The following is a 16,443-nucleotide window of genomic DNA, read 5'->3' on the forward strand; positions in this document are numbered from 1 at the left end:
TCAGATCGTTGCTATCTTTTCATGGTTCGGTCAAATAGAAAATTGAAACAATTCTCCTTTCGTTTCAACGACGGAATTCAAGTCCTCTCAAAGATCCTTTAACTTAGAGCGGGTCTCAAAACTTAAAACAATCGCAGAGATTTGCGACCATTCCGATAAAATCGAACGGTTTTGAGACCGGCTCTTAAGAGGATAACTTCCGCAACAATCCTTCACAAAATTCAAAGCTTCAACATCCTGCCTTTTCAACAACTCGATTCCATTTCTGATGCGGTAAGTTACCGATATTTTTACAATTGAGTAAAATTAAATTTTTGGTAAAGCCGTAGCCAAAAAATTCATCTAAATATTGTTAGATTATTCTTAAAATAAAAGGAAAATCTAATGTCAAAGCCAAAGAAAAAATCGGAAATCTCTTTGTTTTCCAAAGTAATTTCGATTTTACGATTTAAAACTTGTCGCATAACTGTTGTTAAACGAATCGGTTCGGTCCCAAATTCAGAAGTTTTAAACGTTTTGAAATCGTTCCGGAATTTCAATCCGATTTCCATTTGTAAAAAAGGTTCTTATTTCTTTTTTACGATGATCACCGCCTTTCTTTTGGGATGTGCGGGAGAAAGTTCCAATTGGATTTCGGACAATACATTGTCCCATTCGCTTTTGAATTGGCTCAACCCACATTCCGCAAATTTGAATTCTGCGATTCCTGCGAACGGATTGTATATGTTTGTTACCAGTTATACAAACAGCGTCTCCGTTCCTCCGCTTTCACATAACGGAAACTGGGGAGGGGTTGCCGCTGTAGACGCATACTGTAATTCTCATATTCCTTCCAGTCTAACGGGAAGCGGATATTACAAAGCGATGCTCGTAGATGGAACGAACCGAGTCGCGACTACGGTCGGACCCACTTCTTTCACGGGTCAAAAGGATTGGGTGTTTGAAAAGAATACTTCGTATTATAGAGCCGATGGAAAGATCGTATTCACGACAAACGACGCGGGACTTTTTGATTTTTCCACAGGAAATTTGAGTTATCCGTTTGCAGACGTATTTTACGTGTACGATTTCGGAATTTGGACGGGACTTCAATCCAACTGGAAGACATCCACTTCCACACAACTTTGTTCCTCCGGTTCCCAGCCTTGGACGAGCGGAAGTTCATCCGTTCTTGGATCCATCGGATACGCGAATTACAACAACGCAATTTCCATTTCTGAAGGTTCCATTCCCTGCCAATGGAAGGAAACGCAAGATCCTAATTCTCAAGGAACTATGGAAATGGGAATTCTTTGTGTGCAGGAAAAACCTACGACGCTCAAAGCAAAGATCGGCTTTTTAGAAGATACACAATGTCACCATTCAAATTCTTATTTCACGGTTCCTTGGAAAGAATGCCACGAGTTCAAACGTCATTTTGATCCTGCAACGGGCGCCGCGATTTCGAGTAACGTTGTAAGTCCCGGAAGTTATAGACCGGTTCCAGGTCAGGTTCATTTGAATTTCTTTAACAGCACTCAGACAAATCCCGTCGGTTGTTACGTTTCCAATTTGCAAAACGATCTGAATGGAAATGTAAGCGCTGCGGTCAGCGCCTGTCTGAGGACGACTCCCGCTCCGGATCGAGTCCGAATTACGCTCGTGTTGGACTACAAAACAAATCTTGCATATAACAATTCTATAGGAACCATTCGTAGCGTCTGGGAGAAGACGGCGATTTCGGCTCTCAATTACTTTCCGTATGACCAGAGTAAATTCTTCCAGACTCTATTCGTAGATCCTAATACGCATAAAGATCAAGTGGAACCTTACTTCGAAGTAGTGTTACCTTTGAGTTCGTATTGGAACGCCGCGACAAAAACCTACGACTTAGGCACGGTGAATCTTTTGAGTTCCGTACCTGCGAATATGGCAAACAGCCTGCGGCTGACTCTTTCTAGTTGGCAGGGTGTGGTGGAATTTCACAATCGAATGGAATCTCCATCCGAATCCGTGGAAAAGATTCACTTCGATATGTTTATCAACAATCCAAGCCGCAATTGTGTGAATTGTTACACGATCAATTTTAATAGTCCATACGCTTCCGGCGCCTATCCAGGGAATCTTTCCTTGAGCGCACCGAATGGAGACAACCTTCAAACTACTTATCAGGTTGATGATCCGTTAGGCCATGAATTTGGTCATACCGTAGTACAATCTGCGGCTCCTTGGACATTAACTACAACTATGAATTGGGCGGGACAGTTCAGAGACTCCAGTAACCAAAACTATGGACGACCACATTATGCGCATGAATACCAAGATATGAGCATGGCATTGACGGAAGGGATTGTGAATCCCATCGGCAGATATTTGATCAGCGGGAATCGGGGAAATTGGGTGCAAGGAAATTACCATCTGGGCACATTCCAAAATGGCTGGCAGTTGAATCCAATCGTAGATCAGCAGTATTCCGATTACCAAAGGTTTCGGTATGAAATGTGGATCAGAGGAGTTGTTGAAAATTCTCCGGAATGGACTTCTCGGTGGCAGACGATTTCAAGCGTTGGTTCCAGTTTCACGGATTATTCCACAAACTCGAATAATGAATACCGTTATGACGGCTTTGTTCACTACTTGCTGCAAGTGCCTCCGTATCATGTGGATAGTTATTACGCAACGGGACTCTATGCTCCTTATCTAAATCAATTTGAATATCGATATGACCAGATGAAGTTGCTGGGAGAAATGTTGGACGGTGGGCCTGCCAATTTTAAGTGGGTCTTTTACGGAGACGTGGTTCATCCTAAGAATTCTCGAGTGAGCTTGAAAGATTTGTTAACTACTTTGAACGAACTCTACGACGGTTCTCCTCTTCCTGCCAATGGAAGTCCAGGGTTTAACGACAAATATCTTTCTATCAAAAGTCCGTTTTCTCCCCAGTCACTGGGATGGAGACTCGTGCAAAAAGGACTCATTTCAAAGGACGAAGTAGACAATTTGTTTAGAGCGGTGGGAATGGATCAGCTCGCAAACATCTGCGGTTATCCTTGGGCTCTTCCTATCTGTCAATGAGGTAAGAGTCGATAGAATGAATCTTTAACGATGAAAAAAAATCCGCCTAATCTAAATTAGGCGGATTCCGGTTTCTTTGAACTTATTCAAAAGAGATTTAGAACGGTCTCAAAATCCGCGGAGCGAACGCGGCTTAAGTTGTTCCGAGCGACCCAATATAACTTCCGATTTAGGCCACTTGATGTTCCTGAAGATATTTGGAAGAAGCTCAAACCTTTACTTCCAAAACATAAAAAAAATAGAATGTCCCGAATTCCGGATCTAAAGCGGGGGATTCGTATCAAAATTCATAATATTCAATTTTATAGGGATTGGCAGGAGAGTCGACTTTTCATTCCAAGTCTCGTACGTAATCCAAGTAAGATTGTAATTTGAATTTTTTCTTGGTGGAATCCGATGACATAGTTCGTATATTCCCGAAAACGTTCCTTTCCGGAAACCAAGGACGGTCGAACAAACCGAAACACCATAAAATTCCGTTATACGAATTCGGATCTCTTCCATCGTACGCGTATTTATTGTTGAAATCCTCTAAAATTTCGAACGCAGTCCGATAGTCGGGAGTCCATTCGATGATCTTCTTTCCCCAAAGCATTCTTAAATAATTTTGCATACTACCCGACAAAACCAATTCTTTTTGAGCCGCGTTCCAAATAACGTCATGCGTTTTCGAGTTTTCCAGTCGTTCTTTTGTATAAAGATAAGGACGAACGTCTTGTTTATGAAAATCTAAATTCTTTCGAATCCATTCCGGAAGAATCGAAAGATCCTTTCGAAAAGAAGGTTCTTTCCAGAACATCAAAAAGCCGACGTCCCTCCAAGTGACAAGTTCGTCCAAAAAAGAATTCACGTTCGGATCGGGATGAAAGTAACCTTCTTTCCGGTTCTTATTTTCGGGAACGATGATTCCCGGAGTCCATGGCTCTTCGAGATTCCAATCAAGCGCAGCGCTTACGACCTCTTCTTGAGAAAGATGTCCGAAGTGAAGATAAGGAGATAAAGAGGAAGAATGGGATTCTGCCGGAGGTTTGGGACGATTCTTAAGTTCCGCATATCCCGAAAGTCCGTGTTTCAAAAATTTTCCGAGAAGCACAAGCCCCTCTTCTCTTCCCCCGATTTTTCCGGAAGCAGGAAGAATATTCGGAAAAACAAAATTACACTTCTTGCATATTTCCGGAATTCGATCCGCATTTCCGTCAAACCAAACGATCTTTTGTAAGGGAGAATTCGGATTTTTTTCGAGCCAAGAATCCCCTTTTTCCCGAAAAGGTTTGTCCGGTTTACGTGCGGATCGAAACTTCCAGGCTTCCGGAAACAACCTGTGAACTCTCGGACGTAAGATTCTCGCCGCGGAAGCAAATTCTCCGTAAAGAGCAAGAGGAACGATCGAGTTGGAATCCACCGCCAGAAATTTACATTTGATTTTTTTTGAAATTTGCTCCAATAATTCCGGTACGATATAAGCCGGATAATCGTCCGTAACGATAAGCGCCGCTTCGGAACAAACTTTCCCGAAAACATCCTCGATCGGATTGTCGGAAGTTTCGACAAAGGCTCTATAAATCAGTCCGAGTCTCTTCGCTTCATTGACGTTAGTCGCCATTCCTTCCAGAATGAATTTATGCAACCTGGGGGAACTCCAGGGATAATTCATCTTGACGGGTTCGTAGACGAGTAATTCTTTTTTGTATTTTTTAGATAGATGAATCGCGTAATCGAGTGAATGATTCCAAACGAGCCGCCTCGCCATGGACATCCAATACAGAAGAATCGGCTTTTCCTCCCGAATCGGATTTTGATTGAGATCGCGGACTCGAATCAGATTTTCTTTCGTAAACATTTTTGCTCTTTCAACGGACTTTATGAGGAATATCGCAAATTAGGTCGCACAGTATTTATCCGAATTTGCAAATCCCGTCCCGCGTTCCACTCAAACCGTTCTCGACTTCCTATCGAGTGCGTCGTTTCCGCCGGTTTTTGAAATTGTTGCGGACTGAATCCCGATTCTTTTCTGGAACAACTTTCCTAAAGGAAATATATGGAAACGATTTCATTCCAAAGTTTGAACGGAAATCTTAAAACGTGGGAGTTCCCACAAAACTTTGATTTCGAGATCAAGTTTTGATTCGAGTCCAGAAAAACGTGGGAGTTCCCACAAAACTTTGATTTTGAGATCAAGTTTTGATTCGAGTTCAGAAAAACGTGGGAGTTCCCACAAAACTTTGATTTTGAGATCAAGTTTTGATTCGAGTTCAGAAAAACGTGGGAGTTCCCACAATTTTCTTTTTTCACGAGTGATTTTCGAGATTTAAAACGATGTTCCCCGCGCCAGGGATCAAAGCGGCGCGAAGCGGTCACGAAGTGACCGAAGCCGCGACAGAGCCCGGTCCTTTCGATCTTCGATCGAAAGGAGGCGCCCATCCGTTTGTTTGGATTCGAAAGCGATTCGGAAACCGCTCGCCATTTTTTTATTCGAAAATCCGACTTCGAATGCTTAAATGGAATCGGATTCTTTTAAAATTTAGCACTCTCACGATCAAAGTGCTTGACTCTTTGGAAATGATTTTTTTTAATGAAAAATTACATAAGCACTCTCATGAATATAGTGCTAATCTTATAATTTTAAGGAGTTAGTCTATGGCATCGATTAAACCTCTGGGTGACAGAGTCCTCGTAGAACCAAGACAGGAAGCCGAGGAAAAGATCGGTAGCATTTTCGTTCCGGATACGGCAAAAGAAAAACCTCAGGAAGGAAAAGTTGTCGAAGTCGGTAGCGGTAAATATGAAGACGGGAAACTCGTTCCTCTCGAAGTAAAAGCAGGCGATACCGTCCTTTACGGAAAATATTCCGGAACTGAAATCAAATCGGAAGGCAAAGAATACCTCATCATCCGCGAGAGCGATATTCTGGCCGTCGTTAAAAAATAATTAGGAGTAAATCATGGCTAAAGATATTGAATACAACGAAACAGCAAGACGTAAGCTCCTAGAAGGGGTGAACAAACTCGCGAACGCGGTAAAAGTTACTCTCGGACCCAAAGGTCGTAACGTAGTAATCGATAAAAAATTCGGAGCGCCGACCATCACAAAAGACGGTGTGACCGTTGCGAAAGAAATCGAACTCGAAGACCCTCTTGAAAACATGGGCGCGCAAATGGTTAAGGAAGTTTCCACAAAGACGAACGACGTCGCGGGAGACGGAACCACCACCGCTACCATTCTCGCTCAATCCATCATCAACGAAGGGCTGAAAAACGTAACCGCGGGCGCAAACCCGATGTCTCTCAAAAGAGGGATCGACAAAGCGGTAACCGCAGCCGTGGAAAGCATTCAAAAAAGAGCCGTTAAGATCGAAAACAAAAAAGACATCGCAAACGTTGCCAGCATCTCGGCTAACAACGACAACACGATCGGAACTCTGATCGCAGACGCGATGGATAAAGTCGGTAAAGACGGGGTGATCACGGTCGAAGAAGCGAAGTCCATCGAGACCACGTTAGACGTTGTGGAAGGAATGCAGTTCGACAGAGGATACATTTCCCCTTACATGGTTACCGACGCGGAAGCGATGATCGCAACTCTGAACGATCCTTTCATTCTGATCTACGACAAAAAGATTTCTTCTATGAAAGACCTGATCCACATTCTCGAAAAAGTGGCTCAAGCCGGAAAACCTCTCGTGATCATCTCCGAAGAAGTGGAAGGAGAGGCGCTCGCTACCATCGTAGTCAACACTCTCAGAAAAACCATCTCTTGTGTTGCCGTTAAGGCTCCCGGTTTCGGAGACAGAAGAAAATCCATGTTGGAAGACATCGCGATTTTGACCGGCGGACAAGTGATTTCCGAAGACCTCGGAATGAAACTGGAAAACGCGACTCTTCAAATGCTCGGCCGCGCCAACAAAGTGACCGTAGACAAAGAAAACACTACGATCATCGAAGGCAAAGGTCAGACAAAAGATATCCAAGGAAGAATCGGTCAGATCAAAAAACAAATCGAAGACACTACTTCCGAGTATGACAAAGAAAAACTCCAAGAAAGACTCGCAAAACTCGCGGGTGGAGTTGCGGTCATTCACGTAGGCGCCGCCACCGAAGTGGAAATGAAAGAGAAAAAAGCCCGTGTGGAAGACGCTCTTTCGGCTACTCGCGCAGCGGTTGAAGAAGGAATCGTTCCCGGCGGCGGATTGACTCTTTTGAAAGCGCAAGAAGCGGTCTCCGCTCTGAAACTGGAAGGAGACGAAGCGACCGGTGCGAAAATCATTTTCAGAGCGCTGGAAGAACCGATCCGTATGATCACGAATAACGCAGGTCTGGAAGGATCCGTTATCGTAGAACACGCTAAGAGCAAAAAAGGAAACGAAGGATACAACGCACTCTCCATGGTTTGGGAAGATCTGCTCGTAGCCGGAGTCGTTGACCCTGCGAAAGTGGTTCGTTCCGCTCTGCAAAACGCGGCTTCCATCGGTTCCATGATCTTAACGACCGAAGTTACGATCACCGATAAGCCGGAAAAAGACGCTCCGAACCCGATGGCGGGAATGGGCGGCGGTATGGGAGGAATGGGCGGAATGATGTAATTCATTCAACCTATTTCTTTTCCAATTGCAAAAGGCGGCGGAGATTTTTCTCTTCCGCCTTTTTTAGTATAAAACTTTAGATATTAAGAATATTCAGGAAATGCTATGAAGAAACTTCTCACCCTACTCCTTTTTACGATTCCGCTTCTGGGAATTCATTCCGAAACCAAACAAACAATCACCGTATCCGGAAGCGGTTCCGCGATCGTGGAAACGGACTACGTGCAAATGAATTTCTCCGTGGAAGTGGAAGATCCGGACCCGAAAATCGCGCAGGAAAAAAACCTGGAAAGAGCGTCTAACGTGATCAAAATCCTTTCCAAAGGATTCAAGATTGCAACCAAAGACATTTACAGCACCGATTATACTCTTCAGAGACAATATCTACAGGAAGGAAAACAAAGACCTTATCTCGCCTCTTCCGGAATTCTTCTCAAACTCAGAGATCTCAAAGTCTATAAGGATTTACTGTTGGAAATTCAAAAACTAGGAGTCAATAACGTAAGCGGTATCGAATTCAAAGCGGATTCCACGAAAAAACAAGAGAAAGAAGCCTTAACCGCCGCTTTCGAAGACGCAAAAAACAAAGCGCTCGTACTCGCAAAATCCGTCGGAAAAACAAACGTGACCGCACTCAAAGTAGTAGAATCCGATTCTATGATCAACCCTCAGGTGGTCTACTTTATGAAAGGAAAAGAAGGTTCCGATCAATCTCCCATTTCGATCGGAGAAAGAACGATTCAAGCGAGAGTGAGCGTGGAATTCGAGGTTCAGTAAAACCGTTCTTATGATTAAAAAACGACCGGCCGATCCTACGTCCTAAAATACAAGGACACAAGTAGTTCCCTAAAGTACGGTTATGACGACTCGAACCCCTATTTTGGAAAAATCTTAAACGAAGGTTTCATGGAAAGTATATTCAAATTTTATGAAATATTTTATCCGGATAAGTTTAAAATCATTCCGAGGATTCATGAAATCCAGAATATTCAAAAATTTTTAGAATATCCGAACTTAAAGGAACGGAATCTAAAAAAGTCGAACTTTAGAAAACATCCTTTGATTGGAAAAGTCAATCGTATCCAATTTGATACAAAACGAAAATCCGAACAAGAAAACATATTTATTTATTGGAATATAGATCCGATCGGAAGTTTTAGACTTCGTTGTAAGTTTGTGTAAGATTCGTATTTTCTAAAACCAAGTATCAACGGAGTTTGATCAAAACATACGAACTTCCTTGGAAGGATAGGCAAATTTCGTTCTAAGAAAAATTTTTCTTGATTTCTTTCGTAGCTTGAATTTAGTTTCCCGGTCATGAGCAAAGAAAAATTCGAGCTGTCCAAACGAGAAGGAATTCACAAAGAACTGGAATCCCTAGTCGGAAACTGGAAAGGTGTGGGCCAAATGATGTTCGAGGAAGGTAAGATCACCGACGAATCTCCGATCGCCGGAACCATGAAACTTGTGTTAGGCGGAAGATTTATTCTGCACGAGTACAAGGGAAGTTACGCCGGAGAACCTCTGGAAGGGATCGCGATCTACGGATATCATATAGACAAAAAACGATACGAGTCCGCTTGGATCGAGAGTTTCGGAATGGGAACGGGAATCTTATTCTCCGAAGTAATTTCGGGTGCGACCGAACGATCTTTCACCGGGCACTACGGGGGCGAAACTCCGGAAACACGCTGGGGCTGGAAGACTTCGATCGAAAAAGACGGAAACGATAAACTTACGATCTTTTCTCAAAACCTAAGACCGAACGGAGAAAAGGCGGGAGGGGTCCGTATCCTTTACGAACGCGTTGTCTGAAATCGATTTCTTAGACGAGATGTCGTCGACTTTTTATATTTAAAAAATGGAATATACTTTTGGATTGTAGGTTTCCATATCGATTTTTTTTCGGAAAATCGATACGGACAAAACGTTTTCGAAAATCCCGACTTCGTAAGTAACAACTTAAAACATTCGGATAAGATATCGTTCCGATTCCTCTAAAAATCCTTTGACTTTCTCGCGTGTAAAAAGAAACCTACGGAAGATGAAAGAAAAGGGATATTTCCTTTCCATCGGCGCCGGACCCAATCAAGTCCCCTTGATTTCAGCCGCGATCGGACTCGGTTACTCGGTGATCGCCGTGGATCAAAACGATCGTGCGCCCGGTTTGGGCATGTCCTCTATTAGAATTCTGGAATCCGTTACGGAGTACCGTAAAATTCTAAAGGCGGTTTCCGAAACTCCTTTTCAGAAAAAAATCATCGGAGTCGGTACGCGCTCCTACGGAAAAGCGACCTACACAACCTCCTACATCGCGGACAAATTAAAACTACGTTATGCTAGCCTTGGATGCGTCGAGGTTTGTTCGAATAAGAATTTACTTAAAAAAGCCGCGGACAAAGCGGGAATTTTAACTCCGGAAAACTACGGTGCAGGAGCGACGATCGTCAAAAATCAGTTCCCATTCGTATACAAACCCGCTCAAGGAAACGGCAAAGAAGGAATCAGAACCTTTCACAATCCCGAAGAATGGGAGCGTTTTTTCAAATCCAAGAAAATAACCCGCCCTAAAACTTCCTTATCCAAAAAGAAGACAAACACGCATAACGCGGATCGGGAAGAATGGATCGCGGAAGAATACATTCCGGGTTTTGAAATCACGGTCTGCGGCCTGGTTCAAAACGAAGAATTTTTTCCGGCGTGTATCTCCCATAAGGACGTGACTCATTTTCCGCCTTATTTAGAAATCGCTCATACTCTTCCTTTTTTACGTTCCGAGTTGATCGGAGAAATTCTTCTCAACTGTAGAGCGCTCGTTGCGGCAACCAAGATGACCGACTGCCCGTTTGTCGCGGAGTTCAGAATCAATCCGCAAGGAGAGATCTATCTGATCGAAGCGGTTCCCGAAGTGGGGGGAGAATTTTTAGCCGACACTCTGATTCCGAATTATTTCGGTTCCTCTTATTTCGAGAATTTAGTGAAACTTTTAACGGGAGAAAAAATCAAACCGTTCCCGAACTATTCGCAAATTCCCAAAAAGTACGCGGGAATTTTTTTCTCCGCGCCTCCCGAAGGAAAATCCAAACTCGTAGAACATTCCGAATTCGTAATAAAAGGAAAAGAAAAACTTATCTTCGATCGTAAGTTGAAACAACGCGGAGAAATTTTAAAAACGTCGGAAGGTAATTCCGTAAGAACTCGAAGTGTAGGAATCTTAGGTCCCGATCAAAACGATCAGACTTTGGAAAGCTGGAAACAATCCGTTCTCCAAAGACTGGAAGGTAAATTTGAATCCGTCTGAACCCTCCTCCCGATCCGCCTGGAACCTACATTATACGAGAACCAAATCCAGGTTAGGTTATCCGGACGAAAATCTGGTTCGTATGCTTTCCAAAATCGGCGGCGACTCCGACAAACAGGCCGAGCGGAAAGCCTTGGATTTCGGCGCCGGATCCGGAAGGCATTGTGTTTTGTTAAACGAATTCGGCTATCGTGTTTACGCGACGGATTATACGGAGAATTCCATAAAAACCGTTCAAGAAACTTGTCCTTTCGTCAAAGCCTCGTTAGGCGGCGATCCTCCTTTCGATTTTGAGGAAAATTTTTTCGACGTGATCGTTAGTTGGGGAGTTTTACATTACAATTCCGCGGAAGCCGCCCGGAAAATCCTGAAAGATAAAACGAGGATTCTCAAAAAAGGAGGATATCTAGCGGGATCGGTGCGCGCCGTAGGAGACACACATCTTCAAGCGCAGGGAACCGCGATTCAAACCGCCGACTTAAAAGGGGCCTACTCCCGTTTTTATACATTAGAGGAATTGCAAGAAGACTTAAGGGATTTCTCCCGCGTAGATTTCGGTTACACCGAAAGAACCCCTTTGGGAAAATTGGAAGAAAGGATCTGTCATTGGATTTTTCTGGCGAAACTTTAAACGAAATCTGTCCCTGTTGTCAAAATAAAAACTGGAAATTCTTATACCTCTCCACATTTAAAAATTATAATATTCCAATTTATCTATGTAACGGCTGCGGCCTTCAGACCCGATATCCGAGGCCGGAACCCTCCGAACTTTATACGGAAGAGTATTATTCCGGCGACGCGGACTTTTCGTACCGGGACGAAAGACAAACGGAACGTTATGATCGATACGTCTGGAAGGCTCGAATCAAAAACGTCCGAAAGTTCAAATCAAACGGCGAATTTTTAGACGTCGGTTGTTCCTTTGGAGGATTTTTAAACTGCGCCAAGGAAGCGGGGTTCGGCGTCACCGGCGTGGAAATTTCTTCTTACTCCGCCGAAGTCGCGAGATCGAGAGGATTGAAAGTGATTCAGGGGGAATTTTTAGACGCGGATCTTCCCGAAAATTTTTTCGACGTGGTCACCCTCGTGGAAGTGATCGAACACCTTTCAGAACCCGAAAGAATTTTTCAAAAACTTCATCGAATTTTAAAACCCGGAGGATTGTTGCTTTTACAAACCGCGAACTTTGAAGGTCAACAAGCGATCGACGCGGGTGCGAGTTATCACTACTATCTCCCGGGACATTTTTATTATTATTCGGAATCGAATCTGAAAAAAATTCTTGATCGCTCGGGTTTTAACAATCATATCACTTATCCCGGAGTGGATTTTTCACTCTTCGCAAAGTTACTTAAGTCCCGGGGAAGTTTCGGGTCCTGGAAAGAATATTGGAAATGGATTCGGATCGGTGTTTATCACTGGAAAAGTAAATTCAAAAAACAAGGCAGACCTTTGACTTCGTCCATGGTTCTGTACAGCTTTAAGGCGGAATAAACGATGTATCATCTTTTTAAACCCGGTTGGTTGACCGATTCGGATAAAATTCCCGAAAAAGGTTTGTTGAGAATTTTCGTCCTATTCATCCGAATCCTCGTGGGTTCCGCGTATCGTTTTATCAAAGACGATTGCCTGATGCAAGCCTCCGGAATTTCGTACACAACGATCGTATCCCTGATTCCGATGCTCACCGTCGCCTTATCCTTGATCACAATCACTTCGGGTTTGGAAAATCGTAAGGAAGAAATTTTCGACACGATCAACACGTTCATCCTACAAAGCAACATCAACGTGGATATCAATACGTATCTCGAAACGATCGGAGATCTGATCGATACGGCGTCCCAAATCGGAGCCATCGGTTTTGTGATTTTAGTGTTTTCGGCCACTGCGGTTTTACGTTCCTTGGAAAACGCGTTCAACGGAATTTGGAAGATCCGTTCCAACAGATCCCTTTTTCAAAAACTGGTGTTTTATTTTTTCGTTTTGGCGATCGGCCCTCTTCTTTTTGTGATCGGAGAAGGAGTCGCCAACAAGACCATCAATTTTTTCAGACCTTCTCACTACTTCTCCATGGAACAGGATCCTTCCGGAAAAATCTGGGTGAGCGGGGAAAACGGGACCCTGTTTCGAATGGACTCCAATCTCAAAAAGGAATATTCGATTCGCGAAGACGAGATCGATTTTGAAAACATGATATGTTTGGATAACTTGGGCGGAAGACTGGACTTCTGTAAAAAGCCGGACATAGGAGACTCCGACTTTATTCGAATCAAAATTCGGGAAGGAATCATCTACGCGCTTTCGATAAAAGGAACCCTTTTGATCAAACGGATCGAATCGACCGCCTGGACTTTGACTTCCTTCGAAGGAGTCGAACTCAAGGACATGGAAGTCGTCGATTCAAATAATATTTTTATTGTATTCAAAAACGGTGAAGTTCTGCACTACATTCCGGCGGGGATCTCCTTCAAACCGATCTTCAAGGACAGACTGAAGATGAACGCCTCCAAGGTGTATTTTCCGGACGGTTTAAACGGTTATATCGCGGACGAATCGGGAACCGTCTGGACGAGCAACGACGGAGGATTTAATTTTTATCCGAACCGTCTGACTCATTTAGCGTTTCATGATATTCATCGAACGACAAACGGGGAGATTTTTTTGGCGGGTGAAAGAGGGATATTGTATCGTTCCCGGGACGGCGGAAACGGTTGGATCGAACTGAGTCACAAACGATACAACTTCATACGAATCTGGTCCTTTGCCGGTCCCGATACGACGGAACTTTTCCTCATGGACAGTTTGGGAAACATACTCATTTCCACCGACTTAGGGGAACACTGGAATCCTTTTTATACTCCGATGAACGGTAAGTTATGGGCCAATCTTCTTTTGGAAAGGAAGGAGAACGGAAAAATCAAAATGCTCAACGTAGGCGAATATCGAACCGTTAGTCTCACCGAATCCAAGGATCAGAAATTCGTGACGACCCTAATCGCCGGAGGCGACAGCGTTTTTACGATCTATTCCGTCCTGCGAATTCTATTTCCTCTCTCCGGAATTTGGCTCTTTTTCTTAAGTCTTTATTCTTTGATTCCGAATACCAAGGTTTCTCTGAAAGCTTCTTCCGTGGGAGCCGCCGTTACGGGTATCATCTTCCTCGTATTCCTCTGGGGATTTCAGGTGTATCTTTCCTCGTTCAGCGAAACCACGATGATCATCTACAAGGCGTTGGCCGCGGTTCCGATTTTTCTTTTGGGAGTATATTCACTTTCTCTAATTGTCTTGTTCGGAGCGGAGATCACCGCATCTCTTCAATTCAGGGAAAGATATCTAGCGCCTTTGCATTCTTTGGAAGAAATGCACAGCTCGCCTAGCAACGAGTTTCGAAAATTGATTTTAACTTTGAAGTCCGCGTATCGGATCCAAAAAGAAAAAAAAACGCCCTCTTCTTCCATCGAACTTTCTTCGGTTTCGACGTTGAAAGAGGAAGAAATTCCGGTTCTTACCAAAAAACTCTGCGAGTTGGAATTGTTGTCGATAACGAAAAAAAACGAATTCGTCCCGATCGCTTCTCCGACCGATTTGAGTATCGGAGACGTTTATCGAAAAATTCCGGAACCTCTTTTGACCGGGGACAAGGAACTGAAACTATTTCCGGGCGACATCCATTCCAAGATCGAAAAAACGGAAGAAAAACTACAACACGATCTGGACGGAATCAAGTTCAGCGACCTGATCGACTAACTTTTGTTAGCGGACAAACGTCGAGATTAAACCGAACTCGCGTTAGTTTACGTTTTTTTAAACCTTTTCGTTGATCTTTCGGGCGGGCAGATTGGAAGACAAGGATTGATAGATCTGTTCCGCAAGTCCCAAGGAGGAATTGGAGGAAAGATTTTTGGAATATTCGTCGTAGAGCATGTCTTCGAAAATCTCTTCCGCGTGTCCCCCGTCGATCAGACCCGATTTTTCGACGGTTTTTTTCATTTCGGTCAACATCATCTTAACGAAAATGGATTCGAATTCAACGGAAGCTGAATATAGTTTTTTACGATACGGATCGGCGGCGATCTCTTCCTTGATGTTGTGAGGAAGTCTGATTTCGGAGGAACTGATTTTGCCGGAAAGTTTTTCGTTAAATTCTTCCCGGAGTCGATCGGGAAAGGAAAGATTTTGTTTTCCCTTGCTGGAGTTTTCAGCGTTGATAAGACTTCTGACTTCCGGTTTTTCCAGAAGGTTCAACTTGTTCGTGTAATCTTGAATGGAATCGATTTTCATTGTATCTCCAACTCCGCGTGTAACGCGCCCGATTTTTTCAGAGCTTCTAAAATTGCTACGATGTCTCTTGTGGACGCGCCCACTTTGTTTAAGGCTTCTACCACGTCGCCTACGCTCGTGGATTCTTCGATCAAAAAGGAACTTTTTGAAGGTTCCTGATCTTTTCCGAACCAATTGCGTTTTCGATTTTTATCCGTGACGGAAAGGTTGAGACCGGACCGGGACACGGCGACTTCTTCGATTGTGATGTTTCCTCCCATCACGATCACTCCGGTTCTTTCGTTGATCACAACTTTCGGTTTTACTTGAGTTTCCACGGTTAGATTTTCGATGTCGCTTAATAAAGTTAAGAATGCGTCCGATTTGTTTTCGAAAGTTTTTCCGAGAACGATATCGATCTCGGAAGGAGAAACGGGAACGACCGACTCCGGTCCGATTCCGTGTTTTCCGGGAAGAATGGAACGAATCCGAGAGACAACGGCGTTTAACGTTGTAAAGTCCTGATTTTCGAGTTGAATCTGAATCCTTTCGGAAGCGTAAAAATTCTGATCCAACTCTTGTTCGACGATCGCTCCTCCGTGAACCACCCCGACCGTTTTTTTATTTCCTCTCGCGCTACTTCCCCTTTCCTGTTCCTGTCTTCCGCCGAAGGAGATCACACCCGAAGCCACGGCGAACGTTTTATCTCCGGCGGTTTTCAAAGGAGATTGTAAAAGAACTCCACCTTCCAAAGACTTGGCGTCTCCGATGGAAGAGACGATCACATTCAACTTATCGCCTTTGCGGGAATAAGTCGGTATCGTTGCGGTGATCAAAACGGACGCGATGTTTCTGGTTTGATCGGGTTTGAGATTGGCTTCCACTCCGAGGTTCTTTAAATAATTTTTCATACTTTCGGATGTAAAAGGAGTTTTGCCGTCTCCCGTCCCCGGAAGTCCCACCACGATCCCGTAACCGACGATCTGATTTTCCCGAATCCCTTCGATTTTCGCGATGTCTTTCAATCTCAACTCGGCCGCTCCCAGAGAAAAAAGGATCCCTAAAAAAAGAAAGCCGCAGAGTAAAAACATGCAGAAAATGGAATATTTTAATTTCATTGTGATTCTCCCAAAAGCCGGTTCAGATGGTTCAGAATCAGTTTTTGTTTTTCCTCTTCCGAAAGTTCGGCCTTGGTCGTTACGGAACCGTCGGGATTGGTTACGGTTTTCAAAACGATCGGAGGAGTCAC

At 43.8% G+C, this 16,443-nt stretch carries 13 protein-coding genes and 1 pseudogene (1 of these 14 only partly in view); 10 read left to right on the forward strand and 4 right to left on the reverse strand.

The genetic code is table 11. The features are described 5' to 3' along the window. Positions 1-678: 678 nt before the first annotated feature. Positions 679-3,054 (forward strand): annotated as a pseudogene (locus LEP1GSC060_RS10700) (DUF1554 domain-containing protein); the annotation flags it as partial. A 331-nt stretch (positions 3,055-3,385) separates the two neighbouring features. On the opposite strand, the gene LEP1GSC060_RS10705 reads toward LEP1GSC060_RS10700, so the two are convergent. After that, the gene (locus LEP1GSC060_RS10705; protein ID WP_003003844.1) at positions 3,386-4,894 is read right to left on the reverse strand and encodes a hypothetical protein; all 1,509 of its coding nucleotides are present in this window, start codon (positions 4,892-4,894) and stop codon (positions 3,386-3,388) included. Between the two features lie 797 nt (positions 4,895-5,691). Here LEP1GSC060_RS10705 and groES point away from each other — a divergent pair. The 9 genes from groES to LEP1GSC060_RS10760 all read left to right on the forward strand — a co-directional run bounded on the left by groES (position 5,692) and on the right by LEP1GSC060_RS10760 (position 14,681). Beyond that, positions 5,692-5,982, forward strand: a complete 291-nt coding sequence (gene groES, locus LEP1GSC060_RS10720) for a co-chaperone GroES (RefSeq protein WP_003003827.1) — start codon at positions 5,692-5,694, stop codon at positions 5,980-5,982. Positions 5,983-5,995: 13 nt separating this feature from the next. Continuing rightward, positions 5,996-7,633 (forward strand): chaperonin GroEL, encoded by a 1,638-nt coding sequence (gene groL, locus LEP1GSC060_RS10725; RefSeq protein WP_036096157.1) that lies wholly within the window; start codon positions 5,996-5,998, stop codon positions 7,631-7,633. A 105-nt stretch (positions 7,634-7,738) separates the two neighbouring features. Further along, the gene (locus LEP1GSC060_RS10730; RefSeq protein ID WP_003003821.1) at positions 7,739-8,410 is read left to right on the forward strand and encodes an SIMPL domain-containing protein; all 672 of its coding nucleotides are present in this window, start codon (positions 7,739-7,741) and stop codon (positions 8,408-8,410) included. Positions 8,411-8,539: 129 nt separating this feature from the next. Next, positions 8,540-8,815: a hypothetical protein gene (locus LEP1GSC060_RS10735; RefSeq protein WP_003003884.1), complete on the forward strand. Its 276-nt coding sequence runs from the start codon at positions 8,540-8,542 to the stop codon at positions 8,813-8,815. A gap of 135 nt (positions 8,816-8,950) precedes the next feature. Further along, positions 8,951-9,448 carry a DUF1579 family protein gene (locus tag LEP1GSC060_RS10740; RefSeq protein ID WP_003003939.1) on the forward strand — a complete coding sequence of 166 codons (498 nt, stop codon included), beginning with the start codon at positions 8,951-8,953 and terminating at the stop codon, positions 9,446-9,448. 229 nt (positions 9,449-9,677) lie between these two features. Further along, the gene (locus tag LEP1GSC060_RS10745; protein WP_003003881.1) at positions 9,678-10,934 is read left to right on the forward strand and encodes an ATP-grasp domain-containing protein; all 1,257 of its coding nucleotides are present in this window, start codon (positions 9,678-9,680) and stop codon (positions 10,932-10,934) included. Then, positions 10,921-11,565, forward strand: coding sequence for a class I SAM-dependent methyltransferase (locus LEP1GSC060_RS10750; protein WP_003003930.1), 645 nt, complete (start codon positions 10,921-10,923; stop codon positions 11,563-11,565). The genes LEP1GSC060_RS10745 and LEP1GSC060_RS10750 overlap by 14 nt, the downstream gene beginning before the upstream one ends. Continuing rightward, positions 11,541-12,428: a class I SAM-dependent methyltransferase gene (locus tag LEP1GSC060_RS10755; protein ID WP_003003758.1), complete on the forward strand. Its 888-nt coding sequence runs from the start codon at positions 11,541-11,543 to the stop codon at positions 12,426-12,428. Before LEP1GSC060_RS10750 ends, LEP1GSC060_RS10755 begins: the two co-directional genes overlap by 25 nt. 3 nt (positions 12,429-12,431) lie before the next feature. After that, positions 12,432-14,681 (forward strand): YhjD/YihY/BrkB family envelope integrity protein, encoded by a 2,250-nt coding sequence (locus tag LEP1GSC060_RS10760; protein ID WP_003003767.1) that lies wholly within the window; start codon positions 12,432-12,434, stop codon positions 14,679-14,681. Positions 14,682-14,738: 57 nt separating this feature from the next. Here LEP1GSC060_RS10760 and LEP1GSC060_RS10765 read toward each other — a convergent pair whose 3' ends face one another. The 3 genes in view from LEP1GSC060_RS10765 to LEP1GSC060_RS10775 are tightly spaced (each overlapping or abutting the next) and all read right to left on the reverse strand, a layout consistent with a single transcriptional unit that may run on beyond the window. Next, positions 14,739-15,215: a rod-binding protein gene (locus LEP1GSC060_RS10765; RefSeq protein WP_003003901.1), complete on the reverse strand. Its 477-nt coding sequence runs from the start codon at positions 15,213-15,215 to the stop codon at positions 14,739-14,741. After that, positions 15,212-16,312, reverse strand: coding sequence for a flagellar basal body P-ring protein FlgI (locus tag LEP1GSC060_RS10770; protein WP_003003819.1), 1,101 nt, complete (start codon positions 16,310-16,312; stop codon positions 15,212-15,214). The genes LEP1GSC060_RS10765 and LEP1GSC060_RS10770 overlap by 4 nt, the downstream gene beginning before the upstream one ends. Continuing rightward, positions 16,309-16,443 carry the 3' end of a flagellar basal body L-ring protein FlgH gene (locus tag LEP1GSC060_RS10775; RefSeq protein WP_003003740.1) on the reverse strand. 681 nt of this gene lie beyond the right edge of the window, so the window shows 135 of its 816 coding nt (coding positions 682-816); its start codon lies off the right edge, out of view; its stop codon occupies positions 16,309-16,311. Before LEP1GSC060_RS10775 ends, LEP1GSC060_RS10770 begins: the two co-directional genes overlap by 4 nt.

The sequence above is a fragment of the Leptospira weilii serovar Ranarum str. ICFT genome, from assembly GCF_000332415.1.
Taxonomy (GTDB): Bacteria; Spirochaetota; Leptospiria; order Leptospirales; family Leptospiraceae; genus Leptospira; species Leptospira weilii_A.